Genomic DNA, 23,260 nt, shown 5'->3' on the forward strand with positions numbered 1-23,260 from the left:
GCCTCGGCGACTGCCTCGTCGTCGGGCGCGCCGAAAATGCCCATCAGCTGGCCTACGGTGGCTTGCATCAATTCCTCAGTGGACACGACTGGCTCCGATCAGAAGGCGCCGCAGGCGCGGAAGACGTGGGCGAACGCGTGCAGGGAGGCGCGGTCCGGGAAGGCGATGTACTCCGGGATCACCAGCGACGGCGCCCACTTCTGCTTGTACGCCAACTGGCTCTGCGCCGGGTACAGGTCCCCGCCCTGGGCGAACAGCGCGTGCATCAGCCACTGGTAGCCCAGGTTGTGCCCCGGGATCTCCTGGGTGGAGTCCAGGCCGGTGAACGGGGTGAAGCCGAAGTGCAGCCACGGCACGCCCTCGGCGCGGAAGGTCTCGATCGCGGTGGAGTTGATGGCCTCCATCAGACCGGGCGAGGTCTCCGGGATGCGCCGGGAGAGGTCGTGCATCCAGCCGTGCCGGGTGCCGTACACCGGGGAGTAGGAGATGTAGCCGACCGGCTTGTCGTCGATGGTGCCGAGGAAGAGCCGCCGGTGCGGGGCGCCGTCCCCGCCGATCTCGCCGACCAGGAACTCCAGCTGGTGGGCGCCCTCGCCCTTCGAGGACAGCCACGAGCGGTCGATCTCGGTGATGGAGCCCGCGAAGTGCTCCGCGGTGGCCTCCTGCACGACCAGTCCATTGCGGAACGCGCGGGAGATCTTGTTGCGCAGCTGCATGAAGCGGGTGCCGCGGAGGGTGAACTCCGGCAGCGACACCGCCCACGAAGCGCCCATCTGGTTGACGGTGAAGCCGTGCCGGGCGTAGATCTCGGCGTCGTGGCGCTGCAACTGCACGGAGACGACCTTGCAGCCCTCCGCGGTGGCGTAGTCGAGGAAGGCCGCCAGCAGGCGGTCGTAGTCCTCCGGCGGGGCGAACACCCCGCCGAACTGCACGAGGTAGTTCCCGGCGCGCCGGTATGCCACCGCGCCCTGGGCGAGCGGGCTGGTGAAGGTCGCGGTTCCCTTGTTGAGCGCGAGGAAGGCTGATGCGTTCTCGGCCTGTGTGTACGCCCGGATCGCGTCCAGCGCCGGGATATCTGTCCTGCTCACTGTGCTGGTCACGCCTGGCACCCCTTTCTGCGTGTGGCTTTCTCGGCGAGGCAGCGCTCAGTAGAGCACCGGCGCAATGGCGATGAAAGGCACTGTCAGTTCCCCATCAGGCCCTGGTCAGATCGGGTGGAGAGGGTGTTGTCTGGGCGCCGATTCCTCGGCGGACAGCCGAAACGCGCGGGGAGCATGCCGATGAGTGGGCCAGTGTCCTACCCGGGTCGGGCGCTGGTGATCGCCAACCCGGCCGCGGGCAGCGCGCGTGACGCGCTGCTCTCGGCGGTGCGCGACGCCTGCGCCGCGCACGCCGAGACGACCATGCACGTCACCACCGCCCGCGGCGACGCGACCGAGACCGTGCGGCGGGCCCTGGCCGGGCGCACGCCGCCGGAGCTGGTGGTCGCCGTCGGCGGCGACGGCACCGTCCGCGAGGTGGTCGAGGGGATGGCGGGCTCCGCGACGGCCACGCTCCTGGTGGTCCCGGGCGGGACCGGCAACTCGGTGTACCGGATGCTGTGGGGCGACCGGCCGTGGGCCGAGGCGCTGCGCGCGGTGGTCGCGGGCGACGCCGTGCGGCGCAGGCTGGACCTGGCCCGGCTGGCCGAGACCGGCACCGTCGTCTGCCTCGGCGCCTGCTCCGGCGTCGTCGCCGAGGCACTGGACTTCGCCAAGCGCACCCCGCTGGCCGGGCGGGCCCGCTACGCCAAGGCGTTCGGCGACGCGCTCGCCGCGCACCGGCCCTACCCGGGCCGGGTGAGCGTGGACGGCAAGGTGCTCTACGAGGGCGACACCGTGCTGGCCAACGTCGGCGGCGGTCGCTACCGCGGCGGCCAGTACCTGCTGCTCCCGCTCTCGGAGCTGACCGACGGCCTGCTGGACGTGTGCGTGGTCAGCGACCGCGTGCCGCTGGCCCAGATCCCGGACCTCGTCCGCACGGGCGCGCACGTCGGCGAGCCCGGTGTCTACTATGGACGCGGCAGCCGGATCACCGTGGAGCGCCTCGACGGGGAGAACCTGGTCTTCGAGCACGACGGCGAGCTGGTCGCCGACACCGCCTCCAGCATGAGCCTGCGGGTCTCGCCGGGCGCGCTGCCGGTGTGGGTCGACCCGGCCATCGCCGCGGGCCCAGCCTGGTGATGGGCACCCGCTTGGAGAACCTGGCCGCCTGGGCGGCCGGGCTGCGCCCCGACGACATCCCCGCGCGCGTCCGGGAACTGGCCGCCAGCCAGGTCCTCTCCCAGCTCGCGGCGATCCGCGCGGGCATGGCGCACCCGAGCGCGGCCAAGCTCACCGCCGCGTTCGGCGGCCCCGCCCAGCCCGACCGCAAGGCCGCCGCCTGCGTGCTGGCCGCCCTGGGCTCCTGGCTCAACCTCGATGACACCGCCTACGCCGGGCACCTGTCCAACTCCACCGTCGCCGTGCCGCTGGCCTACGCCGAGGACGGCGCCGAGCTCATCACCGCGGTCGTCACCGCCAACGAGTGCGCCGCCCGGATCACCGCCGCGGCCACCCTGGGCCCGCTGCGCGGCCAGAGCGCGGTGCACACCCACCTCGCGGGCGCGGTCGCGGGCAGGCTCAAGTGCGAGGGCGCGCACCGGGACCGCTGGACCGACGCCTTCGGCCTCGCCTTCGCCATGCCGAACTGGCCGCTGCTACGCGCCTTCCTGGCCAGCGACGCCCGCCTGCTGTGCACGATGACCCCGGTCCGCACCGCGCTGGACGCCTGCGACGCCGCGCACGCGGGCCTCACCGGCGCCGCCGACCTGATGGAGCACCCCGACGGCTTCCTGGCCCGCTTCGCCACCGTCGCGCTGCCCGAGCAGATCGACCACGCCCTCGGCGAGCAGTGGCACACCGAGACGCTGTCGTTCAAGCTGCACCCCGGCGGCCCCGGGATCGACGCCGCCGTGGACTGCGCCGCCGAACTCGCGCCACTGCGGGAAAGCGACATCGACGAGGTCGTGGTCGAGGCGTCGGCGTACACCCTGATGGCCGAGCGCACGGCCCGGCGCTACGTCGACGGCGCGGACTCCCCGCTGGGCGCGCTCGTGCTCGACGTGGCCTACCCCGTCGCGACCGCCCTGCTGACCGGCCACCTCACCACCGCCGACCTGGAGCGCCCGGCCACCGAGGACCGACAACGGTGGGACCTGGCCGGGAAGGTGCGCCTGGCGCACGACCCGGAGATGACCCGCGAGCTGCTGGCCTCCGACGCCCCCTTCGGCGCGGCCCTGCGCATGGCGGGCCCGCGCGCGGAACCGTGGCTGCGCTCCTTCGGCCTGGACGGCACCGTCCCCGCCGGGCGGACGGACTTCGCCACCGCCACGAAGGCGACCCCCGCGCGGGTCACCGTCCACCTGAAAGACGGCACCACGAGGACGAAAGAGCGCAGCATCCCGCTCGGCGCGGCCGGCCCGGACACCCGGGCCGGTCACACCGAGCTGATGCGGGCGAAATTCCTTTCCACCGGCGGCGACCCGGAAATAGCCGACGCCGCCCCGAAAATCGAGTCGATGACCACGGGGGAACTGCGGTCCTGGCTGCGTGCCGCGTTGAGTTGAGGGTTTCTCATCACCGCGGTGTCAGGGACCGGTCAGACGATTCTGCGAGAGTCGGTGACGCGGACCGCGGAATGCGCGCCGGGAATTCGTCACGTACCCGCTGACTGTCGGGAAGGGCATTCGATGATGCTTTTTGAGGGAGATCCCCACCAGATATCCGGTGGGACGGCGGAGGCCCCCGGCCGGGACAAGCCGCTGCGCAGCTATGACCTGTTCATCGGCGGCAAGGACGTCCCGGGCGACGGCTGGGTCTACACCACCAGCGCGGCCTCCCTGCTGGAGGACGTCTTCACCAGCATCAGCCTCAAGCGGGCGCTGGAGAAGGACCCCGATGACGCCGCCTCCCAGCACCGCTACGTGGTGGGGCGCTGCGCGGTGGCCTCCACCGCGCACATCGACGAGTCGCTGGTGTCCGCCGCGGAGGCGGCGAAGGAGTGGGCCAGGGTCCCGCTGGAGCGCCGCCTGCGCCTGGGCGAGCTGTTCCGCGAGACCCTAAAGGAGAACCAGGACGAGTTCCTCGAGCTGCTGGTCGCCGAGTCGCACCCGGTCAAGCTGGCCCGCTGGGAACTGAGCTGCCTGTACCAGCTCTACGGCGCCGAGAGCGTCGAGTGGTACGCCGAGCAGATGCACAAGGAGTTCTCCTACGGCAACCGCAGGCTGATCGTGCGCCGCCAGCCCGACGGCGTGGTGTGCTTCAACCCGCCGCAGAACGCCGCCGGGCCGTCGGCCGCGCTGGCCGTGCTGCCGCTGATGGCGGGCAACGCCGTCGTCGTGCGGGCGCCGCGCAGCATCCCACTGTCCACGATGTACCTCTGCCGCGAGCTGATCGCCCCGCTGCTGGAGGAGGTCGGCGCCCCGCCCGGCGTGCTCAACGCCCTGTGCAGTAACCCGAAGCAGACCACCGACCGGTGGGTCGAGAGCCCGCTGGTCGACGACATCTTCTTCGTCGGCGGCTCCGAGGAGGGCCTGAAGCTGCAGGAGCGCTGCATCGCCAACGGCAAGAAGCCGATCCTGGAGCTGGCGGGCAACGACACCATCGTCATCTGGAAGGACGCCGACCTCGACGCGGCCGTCGAGGCGGTGCTGGAGTGCTTCTACGGCTCCGGCCAGATCTGCATGGTGCCCAACTGCGTCGTGGTCCACCCGGACATCGCCGACGAGCTGATCGCCCGGATCAAGACCGAGATCCTCGACGTCAAGCCCGGCTACCCCGACCAGGAGGACGTGCTGCTCTCCCCGGTGCGCCGCGCGGAGAAGTTCTTCGCGCTGCAGCGCCAGGCGATCGAGCGGGGCGCGGAGCTGATCAGCGGCGGCGGCCGGATGGAGGTCGACGGCACCCCGTCGGAGACCGGCGTGTTCCTGCAGCCGACCGTGCTGCGGGTCAACGGCCTGGACACCTCGCGCGAGATGGACATGGTCAAGCACGAGACGTTCTTCCCGCTGCTGCCGGTGATCGTCCCGGCGGCCTCCACCGACCTGGAGCTGCTGGAGGCGTTCGTCGACTTCGTCAACACCAACGACTACGGCCTGCGCAACTCGCTGTGGGCGCGCTCGGACGAGGTCATCGACCTGTTCGTGCAGCGCATCGTGAACGGTGGCCTGCTCAAGGTCAACGACTCGCACATCGGCTTCCTGCCCTACCTGCCCAGCCACGGCGGCACCGGCCTCACCGGCGGCGTCTACGGCGAGGCCAACTACCCGATGCTCAAGACCTCGCACGTGCAGGGCGTGAGTATCGCCACCGGTATCCGCCCACGCCAGGCCGTCTTCGACGGCGCATGATCACTGGAGGTTCGACGTGCGATCCCTCGATGCCGCTCGCGAGGTGTGCGAGCAGTTCCACCCCGGTCTCGTCGGCGCCCTCAAGGAGCTGACCTTCGCGGAGCGGGAGGCGCCGGGCAGCCCGGTGATCGACCTCTTCCGCGCCCACGAGGGCGTCGCCCTGCTGGTGCCGGAGAACCACGGCGGCGCGGGCGCCGACCTGGTGCAGGCCGTGCAGGTGATGCGGGCCCTGGGCTCGCTGTCGCCCTCGCTGGCCGCCGCCGCGACCATGCACCACTTCACCGCGGCGACGCTCTACGCCCTGGCTCCCACCGAGGGCAGGCTCACCGGGGCCCAGATCGAGGTGCTCAAGTCGGTCGTGCCCGAGCGCAAGATCATGGCTTCCGGGTGGGCCGAGGGCCGCACGGAGCAGAACATCCTCACCCCCGCGGTGAAGGCGGTCCCGGTCGAGGGCGGCTACCTGCTCAACGGCACCAAGAAGCCGTGCAGCCTCTCGGGCTCGATGGACCTGCTGACCGCCAGCATCGCGGTGCCGGGCAAGACCGGCGAGCCGAAGCTGGCGATGGCGCTGATCCCGGCCGACAGCCCCGGCATCTCGGTGCACCCCTTCTGGGGCAACGACGTGCTGGCCGCGGCCGAGAGCGAGGAGGTGCGGCTCAAGGACGTCTTCATCCCCGAGGACCTGGTCATCCGCACCACCGACGAGGACCCCGAGCGCATGGAGGCGCTGCAGCTGGCCGGGTTCGTCTGGTTCGAGCTGCTGATCTCCGCGGGCTACGTCGGCGCGGCGGGCGCGCTGGTGGAGAAGGTGCTGGAGCGCAACCGCGGCGGCGCCGGGGAGCAGGCGGCCCTGGCGATCAAGGTCGAGTCGGCGTTCGGCCTGCTGGAGGGCACCGCCCGCGCGGTGCTGGACGGCGTGGACGGCGAGGAGGCCGTCGCGGCCGCCCTGGTCGCCCGCTTCGGCGCCCAGCAGCTCATCGCCGAGTCCACCGCGGTCGCCCTGGAACTGCTGGGCGGGCTGGACTTCATCACCTCGGCCGACAGCGCCCGGCTCGCCTCGGGCGTGCGCCCGCTGGCCTTCCACCCGCCGTCGCGGGCCTCGGTCGCGGAGTCCCTGGTGGCCTACTTCGGCGGCGAGCCGCTCGTCCTGTCCTGAAAGGACCGTCATGACCGCGATGGCCAGAGCACACGTGCCCGCGACGCCCACCGCCGACCACGGCGCGGCCGAGCAGCGCGTGCTCGACCTCTACCGCACCCACCTCAGCCGCGGCCGGGCCACCCTGGCCGAGCTGTTCGGCTGCCACGTCGAGGCCCAGTCCGACGGCGCCTGGCTGACCACGAGCGACGGGGAGCGCTTCCTCAACTGCGGCGGCTACGGGGTGTTCATCCTCGGCGCCCGCCACCCGATCGTGCTGGAAGAAGTCCAGCGCCAGCTCGCGACCAACCCGATGGGCACCCGCATCCTGCTGGAGCCCACCGCCGCGGAGGCCGCCGAGATGCTGTGCTCGGTGGTGCCCAAGGGCCTGGACCGGGTGCACTTCTCGCTCTCGGGAGCCGAGGCCGTCGAGACCGGGCTGAAGCTGGCCCGCGCCAACGGGTTCAAGCGCACCGTGTCGATGGTCAACGGCTACCACGGCAAGTCCCTGGGCGCGCTGTCGGCCACGGCCAAGGACGTCTACCAGAAGCCGTTCCGCCCGCTCATCCCCGACTTCACCCACATCCCCTTCGGTGACGCCGACGCGCTGGAGGCCCAGCTCAAGGCCCACCCCGGCGAGACCGCGGTGATCCTGGAGCCGGTGCAGGGCGAGGCGGGCGTCATCCTGCCCCCGGCGGGCTACCTCAAGCAGGTCGAGTCCCTGGTCCGCGAGTACGGCGGGTTCCTGATCCTCGACGAGGTGCAGACCGGCATGGGCCGCCTCGGCGAGTGGTGGGGCGCGGACCTGGAGGAGATCACCCCGGACGTGCTGCTGGCGGGCAAGTCCATCGGCGGCGGCGTCATGCCGGTGTCGGCGGCCATCGCCACCCGCAAGGCGTTCAAGCCCTTCGACAAGGACCCGTTCCTGCACACCGGCACCTTCGCCGGGATGCCGGTGCTCATGGCCGCGGTCAAGGGCTCGATCCGCGCGCTGCAGGAGGAGCGGCTGGTCACCAGGGCGATGGAGCTGGGCAACCAGCTGCTGCCCCGCATCGCCGACATCGCGTACCGCAACATCGGACACCTGGTCAAGGACGTGCGCGGCCAGGGCCTGCTGATCGGCGTCGAGCTGGTCGAGCCGGGCCTGGCGGGCGAGCTGCTGACCGAGCTGTTCAACAACGGCGTGGTGGCCAACCACTCGATGACCGGCAGCGCCGTCGTGCGCTTCACGCCCCCGGCGATCCTCACCGACACCGAGGCGCAGACCCTGCTGTCCGCGTTCGACCAGGCCACCCGCGACCTCATCACCAACTCGGCCACGATGCCGGAAGGCAGGTAAGCCCGCGATGCGACACGTTGACCTGGAAGCCAGGGTCCGCGACACCAGCGCAGAGGACGCGTTCCGCGCGCTGGTCCGGTTCGACCGCTACCCGGAGCTGGCCCCGCACGTGCGGGCCACCACGGTGCACGAGACCCTGCCCAGCGCGACCGGCACCTCCAGCTGGGAGCTGTACTTCCGCAGCGGCCTGCTGCGCTGGACCGAGACCGAGAAGCTGGACCTGGCGGGCCTGACCGTCGAGTTCGAGCAGGAGGACGGCGACTTCGACGTCCTGGCGGGCGTGTGGCGCTTTGAGCAGGACGGCGCCGACACGGTCGTCCGCTTCGACGCCGACTTCGACTTCGGCATCCCCTCCATGGAGGGCATCCTCGACCCGATCGCCGAGCGGGTCATCCGGGAGACGGTGGCGTGGGCCATCGACGGCTCCTTCCCCGAGGTGTCCTTCACGGGCGACCTCCAGCTCACCCCCGCCGCGGCCACCACGCCGGGCCAGTAAGACCAGGAGTCCACGATGGACCAGCTCAACCCCTACGAGACGCCCAACACGTTCAAGGCGCACCGCGCGGAGTACCTGTTCGGCCTGGTGGTCGTCACCGGCCTGATGGTGTGGAACATCTCCGATGTGCGCTGGTGGGTCGCCGTCGGCCTGTTCTTCTACATCGACCTGATCGGCTACCTGCCCGGCGCGATCGCCTTCAAGAAGGCCGCGGGCGGCCAGATCCACAAGGCGTACTACGTCCTCTACAACGTGATGCACTCGATGGTCACGCAGGGCGCGGTCATCCTGGTGTGGTGCCTCACCCTCGGTCCCGAGTGGGCACTGCTGATCATCCCGTTCCACCTGTTCGGCGACCGTGCCATCTTCGGCAACTTCATGAAGCCGCTCGGCCTGCCGTTCGAGCCCGTCGCGCAGCCCGCCTACCAGCGGATGCTCGACGAGCTGGGCATCAAGCAGAAGGGCCCGGAGGGCGGCCACGCCCCCGCGGCCAAGGCCGAGCAGGCGCCCGCGCTCGCGGGCCGCTCGTAACAAGGAGAGGCGATGACACCCGCTGCGTCAACCTCCGGTCGCCAAGGGCGTGGCTGCCGGCCGCACCCAAGGGGAACGGGACGCAACCCGGCCACCGACACACACCAAACCGGAGAGTGGCGACCCAACGTGTCCACCATGGTTAATGACGGGGAGGCGGACCAGTGACCAACGCAATCGCGCCCGAGGCCGACTTCGACAACGCCCCGAGCCTGCTCGACGGCGCCAAGGAGCTGGTGCTCACCGCGGAGCACTGCAACCTCGCCTACTGGTTCACCGACGTCGCCCAGGGCACCCTGGCCGGGCGCGGCGCCACCGGGCACACCCCTGACGCGCTGGTCCCGGACTACATGCGGCAGAAGGGCCACCCGCTGCGCGAGGCGCTGGTGCTGGAGTTCGGCTTCCGCGCGCTGTCGGAGGAGCTGGCCACCCGGGTGCTCTCGCACTACGTGGCCAACGCCCCCGGCATCCCGGAGATGGAGTTCTTCGCCACCCAGCTCATCGACGAGGCCCGGCACGCGCGGGTGTTCCGCGAGCACCTGGTCGAGATGGGCGTGGCGCGGGACCGGCTCTTCCGCGAGATCGAGGAGATGACCGCGGACTACCGCAAGCGCGTGCTCGCGCCGGTGGAGGACTACGCGCTGGACATCGTGCGCGACCGCAAGGACTTCTACGGCGGCGTCGCGGTGTTCACCATCGTCATCGAGGGCGTGCTCGCCCCGGCCGCTGAGCTCAGCGAGCGCAAGTGGGGCGTGCTGGACCCGGCCGCGGGCGAGATCTCCCGCGGCACCTCCATCGACGAGATCCGCCACCTGGTGGTGGGCTCGACGATCCTGCGCGATCACCTGGCGGTCACCCCGGGCTACCGGCCGCGGCTGCTGGAGATCCTGGAGGCGGGCAGGCAGCTGTGGAACGAGGTGCCCGACCGCGAGTACGTCATCCACCGCGAGGAGCTGTTCCAGGAGGGCATGCTCCGCCACGCCGACCTCGTCGCCGACTACGAGCTGTGGCCGGGCGTGCGGATGCTCGACACCACGCCGGAGGAGCGCTACGACGCCGCCGAGCGCTGGACCGACGAGATGGCCGCCTCCCGGATGGCCTTCATGGGCCTGCCCACCGACTGGCTGTCCGGCGGCGCCGCCGCCGCGGCGGCCTGAGACCGGCGTCCGCCGGACCGATCCCCACCAAGGTTAAGGAGAACGCCGTGTTCGAGACCCTGAAGACGATCCTGGTCGACAAGCTCAAGGTCAGCCCGGACCAGATCATCGCCGAGGCGACCAAGGAAGACGTCGAGCTGGACTCCCTCGCCGTGGTCGAGCTGTCGCTGGTGCTGGAGAAGGAGCTCGGCCTCAAGATCAGCGACGACGAGCTGATGGAGCTCGACACCGTCGGCGAGATCGTGGCCCTGATGGAGCAGCGCGCCGGGAGCGTGACGGTCTGATGGCAGGCCCCGACGACGTCGCGGTGACCGGGCTGGGCCTGGTCACCCCCGGCGGGATCGGGGTCGAGCCCAGCTGGGCGGCCGTGCTGTCGGGCCGGTCCCGCGCGGCCCACGACCCCGTCCTCGCCGCCAACCCGGTGTCGATCTCCTGCCGGGTGCCTGGCTTCGACCCTGCCGAGCGCCTGGGGGGCCGCAAGGCCCACCGGCTGGACCGCTTCGTCCAGCTGGCCCTGGTCGCCGCGCACGAGGCCGTCACCAGCGCCGGTCTCGACACCGAGACCTGGGACGGCGCCCGGGTGGCTGTGGTGATCGGCAGCGCCGGTGGTGGGGCGGAGACCTTCGAGGCCCAGCACCGGGTGCTGCTGGAGGAGAACCCCGCCTGGGTCTCCCCGCTGCTGCTGCCGATGCACCTGTCGAACATGGCCGCCGGGCAGGTGGCCATGGAGTTCGGCGCCCGCGGGCCGAACATGGTGGTGGCCACGGCGTGCGCGTCCGGGGCGACGGCCATCGGCATCGCCAGGGACCTGCTGGCCAGGGACCGCTGCGACATCGTGCTCGCGGGCGGGACCGAGGCCCTGCTGAACCCGGTCACCATGGCCGGGTTCGCCCGGATGGGCGCACTGTCCAAACGGGAGGACCCACTGCTGGCGTCGAGGCCCTTCGACACCGACCGCGACGGGTTCGTCGGCGCCGAGGGCGCGGCGATGCTGGTGCTGGAGCGGGTGGCCGACGCGGTCGCGGCGGGCAGGCGCGTCCGGGGCCGGGTGCTGGGCTACGGCGCCACCGCCGACGCCCACCACGTCACCTCGCCCGACCCCGACGGCAAGGGCGTGCAGGCGGCCATCAACGCGGCGCTGGCCGAGGCGGGCGCCTGCGCCCGCGATGTCGTGCACGTCAACGCGCACGGCACGTCCACGCCGCTCAACGACCTGGTCGAGGCGCAGGTGCTCGCCAGAGTCCTGCCACACCGGCCCCTGGTGACCTCCACCAAGGGCGTCACCGGGCACATGATGGGCGCCGCGGGCGCGGCCGAGGCCGTGTTCTCGGTGCTGGCGATGGAACACGGGGTGGTGCCGCCGACGGCGAACACCACCCGGCTGGACCCGCGCATCGACATCGACGTCGCGCTGACGGCGACGCCGGTCTCGTCGGGCCTGGTGCTGAGCAACTCCTTCGGGTTCGGCGGGCAGAACGCGGTGCTGGCCATCGCCGCCGCCTGACCCCGGCATGAGACAGCGGGGGCCGCGCGTTCACACGCGCGGCCCCCGCTGCCGTCAGCCCACGATCAGACCCCGATCAGGCAACCGTGATCGGATTCCCTTGCAGGACACGTCATTGTGGAGGCGGATCATGACCGTACGGACCAACACCGTCGAGGCGCTGCTCGCGCTGCCCGCCTCGGAACGACCCGACGCGCTGGAGGCGACCGTCGTCGCCGAGTTCCGCGCGGCGATGCTGATGGACGACAGCGAGACGCTGCCGGTGGACAAGGCGTTCTTCGAGCTCGGCCTGACCTCGCTGCGCATCACCGACGTCAAGCGCAGGCTGGAGGTCGCGCTGGACTGCGAGATCAGCGCCAACGCGCTGTTCAACCGGCCCACCGTGCGCGACCTGGTGGCCTACCTGATGTCCGACGTCCTCACCGACGTGTTCGGCAAGAGCGCGCCCGCGCCGGAAGCGGCGGGGGTCAGCGCCTCGGACAAGGCGCTAGTCGACGACTTACTGCAGGACCTGTACCGCGCCTGATCGGCCGCGGCCCGACCACGGAGGCCCCATGACCGAGCCGGACCCGGACCAGCTGCGCGCGACGGTGGCGCGCCAGCGGGCAACCATCCGGGAGCTGATGCTGGAGAAGTACGAACCCATCGCGATCGTCGGCATGGGTCTGCGCTTCCCCGGGGAGACCCGCACGCCCGCCGAGTTCGCCGAGTTCCTGCGGGAGGGCCGCTCGGGCATCGGGCCGCTGCCGCGCGACCGCTGGGACCACGACGCGTTCGTGCCGACGGGCGAGTCCGACCAGGGCAAGATCCGCGCGGAGAACGGCGGCTACCTGGAGCGCCTTGACCTGTTCGACGCGCCGTTCTTCAACATCTCGCCCAAGGAAGCCCAGTACATGGACCCGCAGCAGCGCCTGCTGCTGGAGACCTCCTGGGAAGCCCTGGAGCACGCCAACATCGACCCGACCCCCCTGCGCAAGGGCACCGGCGGGGTCTACGTGGGCGCCAGCTCCATCGACTACGCCTTCGAGATGGACCAGCTCTCCTACCCCGAGCTCGACGGCCACCTCGCCTCCGGGGTGACGTTCTTCCCGCTGTCGGGGCGCCTGTCGTACTTCCTCGGCTGGCACGGGCCCTGCATGACCGTGGACACCGCGTGCGCCTCCGGGCTGACCGCGATCCACCTGGCGGTCAAGGGCCTGCGCTCGGGTGAGTGCGAGATCGCGCTGGCGGGCGGCGTCAACGCGCTGCACCACCCGCGCACGCAGGTCATCTTCTCCGCGGCCAACATGCTCGCCCCCGACGGCCGGTGCAAGACCTTCGACGAGTCCGCCGACGGCTACGCCCGCGCCGAGGGCTGCGGCATGCTGGTCCTCAAGCGGCTCTCCGACGCCCGCCGCGACGGCGACACCGTGCTCGCCCTGATCCGCGGCACCGCCGTCGGCCAGGACGGCGACAGCGCGGGCCTGACCGTCCCCAATGGACCTGCGCAGGAGAAGGTGATGCGCACGGCGATCGCCGCCGCCGCGCTGGAGCCCAAGGACATCTCCTACGTCGAGGCGCACGGCACCGGCACCCCGCTGGGCGACCCGATCGAGATGGGCGCCATCGCCGACGTGTTCAGCGCCTCGCACACGCGCAGCGCGCCGATCCCGGTCGGCTCGGTGAAGACGAACCTGGGCCACATGGAGCCGGTCGCCGGGGTGGTCGGGGTCATCAAGACCGTCCTGCAGCTGCGGGAGTCCACGATCTTCCCGCACCTGAACCTCACCACGCTCTCCGGCCGCATCCCCTGGTCGAGCTACCCGGTGGAGATCCCCACCTCGTGCAGGCCGTGGACGGCGGAGATCAAGCGCGCGCTGGTCAACAGCTTCGGGTTCGGCGGCACGATCTCCGCCGCGGTGATCGAGCAGGCCCCGCCCGCGCCGGTCAGGACCGCGGCGCCGATGCCCGAGGCGGGCACCGTGTTCGCCCTCTCGGCGAAGAACCGGCGCTCGCTGGCCGCGCAGATCACCCGCTACCGCGAGTACCTGGCGGACAACCCCGACGTGGACCTCGCCGAGCTGGCGCGCACCGCGACGACCGGGCGGGCGCACTTCCCGCTGCGGGTCGCCGGGCTGGTGCGCGACGTCGCCGGGCTGGACGCCTTCCTGGAGCGGCAGGCCGACACCGAGACCGCCGTCCCGGAAGGCCGCAAGCTGGCGTTCCTGTTCACCGGGCAGGGCTCGCAGTACCTGGGCATGGGCGCCTCCCTCTACCGGGACTACCCGCTGTTCGCCGCCACCGTGGACGAGATCGACGCGCTGTTCGAGCCGCTGCTGGGCCGCTCGGTGCGGGCGCTGCTGCTCGGTGACGCCGAGGACGGCGTGATCGACCAGACCCGCTACACCCAGGCCGCGCTGTTCGCCCTGGAGTACGCCCTGGCCCAGCTGTGGATGTCCTGGGGCGCGAAGCCGACCTCGCTGATCGGGCACAGCATCGGCGAGGTCGTGGCCGCCACCGTGGCCGGGCTGTTCACCCTGCCCGACGCGGTGAAGCTGGTCGCGGCGCGCGGACGGCTGATGCAGTCGGTGAGCGCGCCCGGCGGGATGGTCGCGGTCACCGCGCCCGCCGAGGAGGTCGAGCCGCTGCTGGCCGGGTACGCAGACTTGGCGATGGCCGCCTACAACGCGCCGTCGCAGTGCGTGGTCTCCGGCGGCGAGGCGTCGCTGGCCGAGGTCACGGCCGCGCTGGCCGAGCGCGGCATCAAGGCCAAGGCGCTCGCGGTCTCCCACGCCTTCCACTCCCCGCTGATGGCCGAGGTGTTCGACGAGTTCCGCGCGGTCTTCGCCGACATCGCCTTCCACGAGCCGAAGCTGACCCTGATCTCCAACCTCACCGGCAAGGTGGCGCGCTACAACCAGATCTCCGACCCGGAGTACTGGGTGCGCCACATCGGCGAGGCGGTCGACTTCGCCGCGGGCATGGCGGCCCTGGAGCGGCGCGGCAAGCACGTGTTCATCGAGATCGGCCCGTCGGCGCAGCTCAGCGGGCTGGCGAAGAAGTGCGTGAACGCCGACGACCACCGCTGGCTGACCAGCGTGCACTCCAAGGACGCCGAGGGCGCGACCATCCGCAAGTCGCTCGCGCAGCTCTACACCGCGGGCGTGCCGGTCAACTGGACCGGTTTCCACGGTGTCCCGTCGGTCCCCCTGACGCTGCCCACCTACGCCTTCGACCGCAAGCGCTACTGGCTGCCCGAGGGCAAGGGCGCGTGGGCGCAGTCCGGGCGCGGCGGCGGGCACCCGCTGCTGGGCGCCGAGACGCCCGGCGAGTCCGGCGGGCGCGAGTTCCGCGCCGCCGTCGGCGCGTCCGACGTGGACGTCGTCGCGGGCAAGTCCGTGCTGTCGGCCGGAGCGGTGCTGGACCTGCTGTACGCCGTGCAGGACACGGTGTTCGGCGAGACCACGCGGCTGGTGCGCGACGTCCGGCTGGCGCAGCCGCCGGTGTTCGCCGAGGACGAGCCGGTCGCCCTGCGCACGGTCGTCACCCAGGCGGGCGACGGCGCGTCCGTCGAGGTCTACGCCGGGGACTCCCTGCTGGCGACGGCGTCGCTGGGGGAGGAGCCCGCGGACGTGCGGGACGGCCCGCCGGTGCCCGACGGCGGCACGGAGCTGACCGGCGCCGAGGTCTACGACCTGGTCGACAAGGCCGGGCTGAGCGCGGGCCACACGCCGGTGCGCGGCGTCCGCGTGCTCGACGCGGGCCTGGCCGTGGCCGAGCTGCTGACCCCGGAGCTGGGCGCCGCCGAGCACCTGCCCGCTTCCCTGCTCGACGGCGTGTGGCACGCGGTCACCGCCGCCCTGCCCGGCGCCGCCTACCGGCCGGTCCGGCTGGAGCGGCTGGTGCTGGCCAAGAAGCCGCGCGCGGAGGTGCTGCGCGCCGTGGTCCGGCTCGCGCCCGCCGCCGAGGTGGACGAGGACCTGGTCGCGTCGGTGACCCTGTACGAGGGCGCGCGGGTCATCGCCGCGCTCGACGGGGTGGGCCTGCGCCGGGTCGACCCGGACGGGGCCGCGCCACGGCACTTCCTGCACCGGATGCACTGGGTGCCGATGGCCGCCACCCCGGCCGACGCGGGCCGCCGGGTCGTGCTGCTGGGTGCCCAGGCGCCCGCCGACACCCTGGGCGCGACCGTCATCGCCTCGGACAACGGCCTGGCCGCCGCGCTCGCGGAGAACCCGACCGACGTCGTGTGGTGCTGGCAGTCGCTGCCCGGCGAGGGCGTCGAGTGGCTGCGGGCGGAGAACGAGCACAACTTCACCGACCTGCTGGCGACCCTGAAGACGCTGGCGGACAACGGGTTCGGGCGCGGGCAGCGGCTGTGGCTGGTCACCGGCAACGCCCAGGTGCTGCCCGGCGACGACAGCACCCGGCTCGCGGCGTCGACGCTGTGGGGCTTCGCGCAGGTGCTGCTCAACGAGTACCCCACCTACCGGCCGACCCTGGTCGACACCGACAGCCTCGACGGCCTGTTCGCCGAGCTGACCGCCACCGACACCGGCGACTTCCAGGTCGCCTACCGGGGTGGTCAGCGCTACGCCAAGCGCCTGCGGCCCTACGGCCCCGACGCCGAGGCGCCCGTGCGGGAGACCCCGGTGCGGCCGGACCGCACGTACCTGATCACCGGTGGCCTGGGCGCGCTGGGCCTGGTCACCGCCGAGAAGCTGGTCGACCTCGGCGCCCGCCACATCGCGCTGGTCGGCAGGCGGGGGACCCCCGCGGCCGACGCCGCCCCGATCTGGGACCGGCTGCGCGACCGGGCGGAGGTGACCGTGCTGCTGGGCGACCTGTCGGTGCCCGCCGACGTCCACCGGATCGTCGGGGAGCTGGCCGGGGGCGAGCACCCGCTGGCCGGTGTCGTGCACGCGGCAGGCGCGCTGGCCGACGCGCCGATCCCGGCGCAGACCTGGGAGTCCCTCGACGGGCTGTTCGGGCCCAAGGTGTACGGCTCGTGGCTGCTGCACGAGGCCACCGCCCCGCTCGGCCTGGACTTCTTCGTCGCCTACTCCTCGGCGGCGTCGGTGGTCGGCGGCATGTCGCAGTCCAACTACGCCGCGGCGAACGCCTTCCTGGACCAGCTCTGCCACTGGCGGGCCGCCTCCGGCCTGCCCGCCCTGGCGGTCAACTGGGGCCCGTGGTCGCAGGTCGGCATGTCGGCGCGGCTCTCCGAGCTGCACGTCAAGGCCCTGGAGCACGAGGGCGTCTTCTACTTCTCCCCGGAGAAGGCGCTGCGGGCGCTGGCCGTGCTGCTGCGCCGCGACGCGCCGCAGGTGGCCGCGGGCGAGGTGGACTGGGCCCGCTTCACCTCGGCCAAGCCGGTGGCCAGCGGCCTCTACAGCGAGCTGCACACCCGCGCCGACGCCGACGGCGGGCTCGACCTCGTCGCCCTGGCGGGCATGTCCACCGAGGACCGGGTGGTGGCGCTGCGGGAGCACATCCGCGGCACCGTCGCGCGCATCCTGCACATCGACGACCTCGCCGACGTCGACCCGAACACCGAGTTCGTCCGCCTCGGCATGGACTCGCTGGCCTCGGTCGACCTGAAGAACTCCGTGGAGTCCGCGGTCGGCGTGCCGCTGCCCTCCGGGGTCACCTTCGACCACCCGACGCCGACCCGGCTCGCCGCGTTCGTCGACCAGTGCATGAGCGCGCCCGCCGCAGCGGCCGCGTGAGGGAGTAGCCATGAACGAGAACTGGACGCTGACGGCGACCTCGGCCCGCCACGCCCGCGAGCGCGGCGAGCACCCCGCCGTGCTGTGCGAGGACCGCGTGGTCACCTACGCCGACCTGCACCGCGAGTCCAACCGGACCGCGCACCGCCTGCTCGCCGACGGCCTCGCCGTCGGCGACCGGGTGGCCTACCTGGGCCTGGAGTCCGAGCACTACTACGAGATCGCCCTGGGCTGCGCCAAGTCCGGGGTGGTGCTGGTGCCGGTGAACTGGCGCCTGACCGCCGACGAGGTCGACCACATCCTGCGCGACTCCGGCGCGACGACGCTGTTCGTCGAGCGGGAGTTCGCCGGGCTGGCCGAGAAGATCCGCCCCGAGCTGCCGACGCTGAAGTCCATTGTGGAGATGGACGGCGCGCTGGAGCGGGCCGAGGGCTTCCACGCCTGGAAGGCCGGGGCGGCCGAGGACGACCTGGTCTCCCCGACCGGGCCGGACGACGCGATCCTGCAGATCTACACCAGCGGCACCACCGGCTTCCCCAAGGGCGTCGTGCTGGCCAACCGGGCGTTCTTCACCCTCCCGGCCGCCCAGGCCGAGGCCGGGGTGGCCTGGCTGGACTGGCTGCCGAGCGACCGCAGCCTGATCTCGCTGCCCGGCTTCGGGATCGCGGGCATGGGCTGGTTCATGCACGGCTTCAACGCCGGGGCCACCAACGTGGTCATGCGGATGTTCATCAGCGAGGAAGCCGTCAAGCTGATCCAGAGGGTCGGGGTCACCACGACCTTCGCCGCGCCCGCCATGCTCCAGATGATGATCGAGGAGCGCGGGGTCACCCGCGAGACGTTCTCCTCCCTGCGCAAGGTCGCCTACGGGGCCGCGCCGATCTCCTCGGACCTGCTCGAGCGGCTCATCGACATGATGGGCTGCGAGTTCGCCCAGATCTACGCCGCCACCGAGACCGGGACCTGCGCGGTGTGCCTGCCGCCGGAGGACCACGTGCCCGGCAGCCCGCTGCTCAAGGCCGCGGGCAAGGCGTGCCCCGGGCACGAGATCAAGGTCATCGACCCGGAGGGCAACGAGCTGCCGGTCGGCGAGATCGGGCAGGTGTGCATCAAGACCCCCGCGCACATGCTCGGCTACTGGAACCTGCCCGAGGCCACCGCGCGCACGCTCATCGGCGACTGGCTGCACATGGGCGACGCGGGCTACCTCGACGAGAACGGCTACGTCTTCCTCTGCGACCGCATCAACGACACGATCATCCAGGGCGGGCAGAACATCTACCCCGCCGAGATCGAGCGGGCGCTGGCCGGTCACCCCGCGGTGCTGGACTCGGCGGTCATCGGCCTGCCGCACCCGCTGTGGGGCGAGGCCGTGCACGCCTGCGTCGTGCTGCGCCCCGGCGCGTCGGCGACCGCGCGGGAGCTGATGGTGTACCTGTCCGGCCGCATCGCCGACTACAAGATCCCCACCGAGTGGGAGTTCCCGGAAACCGTGCCGCGCAACCCCTCCGGGAAGATCCTGCGCCGCGTGCTGCGCGACGAGCGCATGACCGAAAGGGCCTCGTGATGACCACCCCGGCCGTGCGGATCGGCGCGCTGCTGCCGACCCGCGAAATGGCGATCCTCAACGACTTCTCCGTCACGCCACTGCTGGACTTCGCCCGGCGCGCCGAATCCCTCGGCTACGACTCGCTGTGGACCGGCGACTCGCTGACCGCCCGCACCCGGCTCGACCCGTTCGTCGTGCTGTCGGCCGCCGCCGCGGTGACCTCGACGATCTCCCTGGGCACCGCCGCGCTGACCGCGGCCCTGCGGCACCCGCTGCTCGGCGCCAACATGGTGTCCTCTTTGGACCACGCGTCCGGCGGCAACCGGCTGGTCCTCGGGCTGGGCGCCGGGTTCCCGATGCCGGAGAGCGAGGACGAGTTCACCTCCCTCGGCGTGCCGTTCACCGGCCGCGTCGGCAGGCTGGACGAGAACGTCCGGTACTGGAAGACGGCCTGGGCGTCGCGATCGTCCGGGGTGAGCGCGCACTCGGGCAAGCTGTGGCAGCAGGAGGGCCTCGACCGCCTCGCCGCGCCCGCCACCCCCGGCGGCCCGCCGCTGTGGCTGGCCAGCAGCGACACCCCCAAGGTGCTGGCCAGGGTGGCCCGGCTCTACGACGGCTGGCTGCCGTTCGTGCCCACCGCGCAGGCGTACACCAGCGCGTGGGGCCAGGTCCAGGACCTCGCCGGGGAGGCAGGCCGGGAGGGCGCCATCACGCCCGCCCTGTACGCCACCATCACCATCAACCCCGACGCCGCCAAGGCCAAGGCCGCCCTGGAGGACTACCTGCAGGGCTACTACGGCCGCTCGCTGGAGGTCATGTCGACCTTCCAGGCGTACGGCTACGGCAGCGCCGACGACTGCGCGGAGTGGCTGGCCGGGTACATCCGCGCCGGTGCCCGGCACATCATCATCCGGATCGGCTCGCTGGACCCGGGCGACCAGCTCGACCAGCTCGCCGCCGACGTCCTGCCCGCCGTGCGGTCGCTGGTCAAGGGGGCGTCGTGAGCGGGAGCTGGTTCGAGACCGCCGCGGGCAACCCCGACGCGCCGCTGCGGCTGTTCCTGCTGCCGCACGCGGGCAGCGGCGGCACCATCTACCGGAACTGGGGCTCCCTGCTGCCCGGGGACATCGCCCAGCACGTGGTGTGCCCCCCCGGCCGGGAGCGCCGCTTCGCCGAGGACGCCTACACCGAGATCGAGCCGCTGGTCGAGGCCCTGTACGAGGCGCTGCTCGACGAGCTCGACGACCGGCCGTACGCGCTGTTCGGGCACTGCCTCGGCGCGCAGCTGGCCTACCGGGTGGCGGTCAGCATCTGCCGCGACGGCGAGCGCCCGCCGCTGCTGATCGGGGCCTCCGGCTGGGCGCCGGAGGGCTTCCAGCAGTCGACCTACGAGCAGAGCCAGATGCCCGAGCCGGACCTCATCGAGTGGATGAAGACGCTGGGCTCCTTCCCGCAGGAGGTCTACGGCGACCCGGAGGTGATGGCCCGCATCATCCCGGCGCTGCGCGCGGACCTGGCGGTCGTGTCGACCTATGTGGACGACGCGGCGCCGTGCGGGGTGCCACTTGTCAGCTACAGCGGCAAGGCCGACCCGCTGATGTACCCGGGGGCGATGGAGTCCTGGCGCACGCGCTCGCCGGAGTTCCTGGGCAACAGCGAGTTCGCCGGGGACCACTTCTACATCGACGACCCCGGCAACGCCGTGGCCGTCACCGCGGACCTCACCCGGCACCTCCAGCGGCGCCTGGCGCTCGTATGAGCGTCTCGTCGGCCTCGCCCACCGAGCTGATCCTCGCCCAGCTCCCGTACGCCAGGCTCCTGGGCGTGCGGCTCACGGAGGCGACCGCGGCGGAGGTCCGGGCCGAGCTGGACTGGTCCCCGGAGCGGTGCACGGTCATGTCGGCCATGCACGGCGGCGCGCTGATGGGCCTGGCCGACACCGTCGGCGGCGTCCTGGCGTACCTCAACCTGCCCCCGGGCGCCGCGACGACGACGGTGGAGTCCAAGACCAACTTCCTGCGCGCCGTCCGGTCGGGGATCGTCACCGCGGTGTCCCGGCCGATGCACGTCGGCGCGCAGTTCATCGTCGCCCAGACCGACCTGCTCGACGACACCGGGGCGCTGGTCGCCCAGACGACGCAGACCCAAGCGGTACTCCGGCGCTGACAGACTACTGACAGTGCACTGACAGAGCACTGTTTCACCCTGATAGACAGTGGCTTTCCGCCCCCGAAACCGTCACCCTGGGGGTTGGAACCAATCCGATAGGAGAAATCGACGTGACCACGACCGCGCACGGTTCGACGCGACTGACAGACACCCCCGCCCCGGCCACGTCCGCGGCGACCCTGCTCCGTCGGTTCCTCGCCCTCGACGCCGTCGTCACCACCGGCAACGGCCTCATCTACCTGGCGTTCTCGACCTGGGCGGCCTCGCTGCTCGGCGTCAACGCCACCGCCCTGATCGCCATCGGCGCCTTCCTGACCGCCTTCGGCCTCGGCGTCGGCGCCCTGGCCCTGGCCAAGTCCCCCTCGACCACGGGCACCACCGTCGTCGCCGACGCCAACATCCTGTGGGCGGTGGCCAGCGTGGTGGTCGGGGCGTTCGGCCTCATGGACGCCAACACCATCGGCACCCTGTGGACCTTCGCCCAGGCCCTCACCGTCGGCGCCTTCGCCGCCCTGCAGATCTACGGCCTGCGCAAGCTCAAGGCAAGCCGCTAAGAAGCAGCACATCCGAAAGCCGCCCCGCAAGCCAGCGGGGCGGCTTTCCGCTGTCCCCGAAACCCCTGCTCACCACGCGGGCGCCATCCGCCGCACCCTTGGTGCCACGTCCAGAGCCCCGGCGAGCAGTGGCGCCGGGCACCCTGCCGAAAACCAGTGGAGCGGTGCCGCTGCGCGCCATTACCGTGCTGCTGGACCGAGTCGTCTAGGCAAGGGCGTGCCGTTGTACACCTCGTGAGACCTCCTCAAGCGCTGATCCGAAGCGCGTCGCGCATCTGCGCCGCGCTCCTTTTCGCTGCGGACTTCTCACTGGAACCGGTGTACTCCTGTGCTCACGAACTGGATGGTCGTGCCCACCTGCCTGCCGCTCGTCCGCCGCCGCTGCCACGCGTGCGCGTCCGAGCGCTTCCGGGCGAGCGGCAAATTCCGTGTCAACGCGAACCACAAGCTCATCGACGCCTGGCTCCTCGCGCTCTGCGCCGCGTGCGGGGACACCGTAAAGCTCACCCTGCTGGAGCGGACGAACGTGCGCTCCATACGGCCTGAGCTGCTGGACCGGCTGCACGACAACGACCTCGGCCTGACGGCCGAGCTGCTCCAAGACCCGCTCGTGCGGCACCGCAACCGCGTCACCCTCGACTGGGACGGCGCGTGGCGCCTCGACACCGACGGACCGGATCACCTGGACCACGAGGTGATCGACGTCGCGGTCCGCTTCGCGGCGCGGATTCCCGTCCGGCCGGTGCGGCTGATCGCGCAGGGGTGCGCCCTCCCGCGGGCCGAGGTCGAAAGGCTGATCACGAAGGGGAAGCTCGTGTCGGCGGTCCGGCTGGGCGGCAAGCTCTCCGGCGACTTCACCTTCACGCTCAAGCGCTGAGCCCGGGGGCCTGTCCGGCACGACCCGCCGGACAGGCCCCTACGGCTTGCGCTTGAGGAAGGCCGCGGTGTGCTCGTCCGCGGGCAGGAACGTCTCGATCGCCAGCTCCGACACCGTGACGTCCATCGGGGTGTTGAACGTGGCCGCCGTGGTCAGGAAGGACAGGATCGTGCCGTCGCACTCGACCTGGAACGGCTGGGCCACAACGGAGATGTCCGGCAGCGGGGAATCTCCGCCGACGGCGCCACGGACCACCGGGTACGCCGAGATCTCGTCGTACAGCTTCCGCAGCGGGGTTTCCGGCCAGGCGGCCAGCTGGCGCTCGACGCGGTCGAGCAGGTAGAGCCGCCAGGCCGGGAAGTGCACCACCCGGGGGGCGAGGCCGTCCGGGTGCAGCATCGCGCGCATCAGGTTCCGGCCCAGCGCGGGGTCGACACCGGCCAGCATCACCCGGGAGACGCCGGTGTTGGCGGCCACCACCTGGTAGCCGCCGTCGAACACCAGGGCGGGGAACGGGTCGTACGCGGTGAGCAGGCGGTCCAGGCCCGCGCGCACCGCCGACAGTGGCGGGGAGCCCAGCGGCAGCGCGGTGTACACCGGCGCGTACCCGGCCGCGACCAGCAGCGCGTTGCGCTGGCGGACGGGGACGTCGAGGTGCTCGGCCAGCTTGAGCACCATCGCCGCGCTCGGCCTGCTGCGCCCGTTCTCCACGAAGCTCAGGTGCCGCGCCGAGCTGTCCACCGCCAGCGCCAGGTCCAGCTGGCTGATCCGCCGCCGCTGCCGCCAGTGCCGCAGCATCGGGCCCACCGCCAT

At 72.0% G+C, this 23,260-nt stretch carries 20 protein-coding genes; 18 read left to right on the forward strand and 2 right to left on the reverse strand.

Annotated features, from left to right (window positions below; all coding sequences use genetic code 11):
* Positions 1-98: 98 nt before the first annotated feature.
* On the reverse strand, positions 99-1,100 hold the full coding sequence (locus ACTG9Q_RS21035; protein ID WP_455574546.1) for a DUF2156 domain-containing protein: 1,002 nt from the start codon (positions 1,098-1,100) through the stop codon (positions 99-101).
* Positions 1,101-1,280: 180 nt separating this feature from the next.
* Between ACTG9Q_RS21035 and ACTG9Q_RS21040 the strand changes: the two genes are divergently transcribed.
* From ACTG9Q_RS21040 to ACTG9Q_RS21125, 18 genes are all read left to right on the forward strand, one after another.
* Complete coding sequence (locus ACTG9Q_RS21040; RefSeq protein ID WP_455574547.1) at positions 1,281-2,222, forward strand: diacylglycerol/lipid kinase family protein; 942 nt, start codon at positions 1,281-1,283, stop codon at positions 2,220-2,222.
* Positions 2,222-3,646 carry an MmgE/PrpD family protein gene (locus ACTG9Q_RS21045; RefSeq protein WP_455574548.1) on the forward strand — a complete coding sequence of 475 codons (1,425 nt, stop codon included), beginning with the start codon at positions 2,222-2,224 and terminating at the stop codon, positions 3,644-3,646. The genes ACTG9Q_RS21040 and ACTG9Q_RS21045 overlap by 1 nt, the downstream gene beginning before the upstream one ends.
* A gap of 123 nt (positions 3,647-3,769) precedes the next feature.
* The gene (locus ACTG9Q_RS21050; RefSeq protein WP_455574549.1) at positions 3,770-5,428 is read left to right on the forward strand and encodes an aldehyde dehydrogenase family protein; all 1,659 of its coding nucleotides are present in this window, start codon (positions 3,770-3,772) and stop codon (positions 5,426-5,428) included.
* A 16-nt stretch (positions 5,429-5,444) separates the two neighbouring features.
* A complete protein-coding gene (locus ACTG9Q_RS21055; protein ID WP_455574550.1) occupies positions 5,445-6,584 on the forward strand; it encodes an acyl-CoA dehydrogenase family protein in 1,140 nt (379 codons plus the stop codon).
* Positions 6,585-6,594: 10 nt separating this feature from the next.
* Entirely contained in the window at positions 6,595-7,902 is a 1,308-nt protein-coding gene (locus ACTG9Q_RS21060; protein WP_455574551.1) for an aspartate aminotransferase family protein, read from the forward strand.
* Between the two features lie 7 nt (positions 7,903-7,909).
* Positions 7,910-8,398 carry a type II toxin-antitoxin system RatA family toxin gene (locus tag ACTG9Q_RS21065; protein ID WP_455574552.1) on the forward strand — a complete coding sequence of 163 codons (489 nt, stop codon included), beginning with the start codon at positions 7,910-7,912 and terminating at the stop codon, positions 8,396-8,398.
* A gap of 15 nt (positions 8,399-8,413) precedes the next feature.
* Complete coding sequence (locus tag ACTG9Q_RS21070) at positions 8,414-8,929, forward strand: hypothetical protein (RefSeq protein ID WP_455574553.1); 516 nt, start codon at positions 8,414-8,416, stop codon at positions 8,927-8,929.
* Between the two features lie 164 nt (positions 8,930-9,093).
* Positions 9,094-10,086, forward strand: a complete 993-nt coding sequence (locus ACTG9Q_RS21075) for a VlmB-like protein (protein ID WP_455574554.1) — start codon at positions 9,094-9,096, stop codon at positions 10,084-10,086.
* Between the two features lie 47 nt (positions 10,087-10,133).
* Entirely contained in the window at positions 10,134-10,370 is a 237-nt protein-coding gene (locus tag ACTG9Q_RS21080) for an acyl carrier protein (protein WP_455574555.1), read from the forward strand.
* Positions 10,370-11,590 (forward strand): beta-ketoacyl-[acyl-carrier-protein] synthase family protein, encoded by a 1,221-nt coding sequence (locus tag ACTG9Q_RS21085; protein ID WP_455574556.1) that lies wholly within the window; start codon positions 10,370-10,372, stop codon positions 11,588-11,590. Before ACTG9Q_RS21080 ends, ACTG9Q_RS21085 begins: the two co-directional genes overlap by 1 nt.
* Before the next feature lie 130 nt (positions 11,591-11,720).
* Complete coding sequence (locus tag ACTG9Q_RS21090; RefSeq protein WP_455574557.1) at positions 11,721-12,116, forward strand: acyl carrier protein; 396 nt, start codon at positions 11,721-11,723, stop codon at positions 12,114-12,116.
* Between the two features lie 28 nt (positions 12,117-12,144).
* The gene (locus ACTG9Q_RS21095; protein ID WP_455574558.1) at positions 12,145-17,298 is read left to right on the forward strand and encodes a type I polyketide synthase; all 5,154 of its coding nucleotides are present in this window, start codon (positions 12,145-12,147) and stop codon (positions 17,296-17,298) included.
* Between the two features lie 10 nt (positions 17,299-17,308).
* Positions 17,309-18,865, forward strand: coding sequence for a long-chain-fatty-acid--CoA ligase (locus ACTG9Q_RS21100; protein WP_455574559.1), 1,557 nt, complete (start codon positions 17,309-17,311; stop codon positions 18,863-18,865).
* Positions 18,865-19,851, forward strand: a complete 987-nt coding sequence (locus ACTG9Q_RS21105) for an LLM class flavin-dependent oxidoreductase (protein WP_455574560.1) — start codon at positions 18,865-18,867, stop codon at positions 19,849-19,851. Before ACTG9Q_RS21100 ends, ACTG9Q_RS21105 begins: the two co-directional genes overlap by 1 nt.
* Positions 19,848-20,606, forward strand: a complete 759-nt coding sequence (locus ACTG9Q_RS21110) for a thioesterase II family protein (protein WP_455574561.1) — start codon at positions 19,848-19,850, stop codon at positions 20,604-20,606. Before ACTG9Q_RS21105 ends, ACTG9Q_RS21110 begins: the two co-directional genes overlap by 4 nt.
* Entirely contained in the window at positions 20,603-21,013 is a 411-nt protein-coding gene (locus ACTG9Q_RS21115) for a PaaI family thioesterase (RefSeq protein ID WP_455574562.1), read from the forward strand. The genes ACTG9Q_RS21110 and ACTG9Q_RS21115 overlap by 4 nt, the downstream gene beginning before the upstream one ends.
* Before the next feature lie 113 nt (positions 21,014-21,126).
* Positions 21,127-21,570: a hypothetical protein gene (locus ACTG9Q_RS21120; protein WP_455574563.1), complete on the forward strand. Its 444-nt coding sequence runs from the start codon at positions 21,127-21,129 to the stop codon at positions 21,568-21,570.
* A gap of 328 nt (positions 21,571-21,898) precedes the next feature.
* Positions 21,899-22,447 (forward strand): DUF1062 domain-containing protein, encoded by a 549-nt coding sequence (locus tag ACTG9Q_RS21125; protein ID WP_455574564.1) that lies wholly within the window; start codon positions 21,899-21,901, stop codon positions 22,445-22,447.
* Between the two features lie 39 nt (positions 22,448-22,486).
* On the opposite strand, the gene ACTG9Q_RS21130 is transcribed toward ACTG9Q_RS21125, so the two are convergent.
* On the reverse strand, positions 22,487-23,260 hold the full coding sequence (locus ACTG9Q_RS21130) for a helix-turn-helix domain-containing protein (protein WP_455574565.1): 774 nt from the start codon (positions 23,258-23,260) through the stop codon (positions 22,487-22,489).

The sequence above is a fragment of the Actinokineospora lacus genome, from assembly GCF_053813445.1.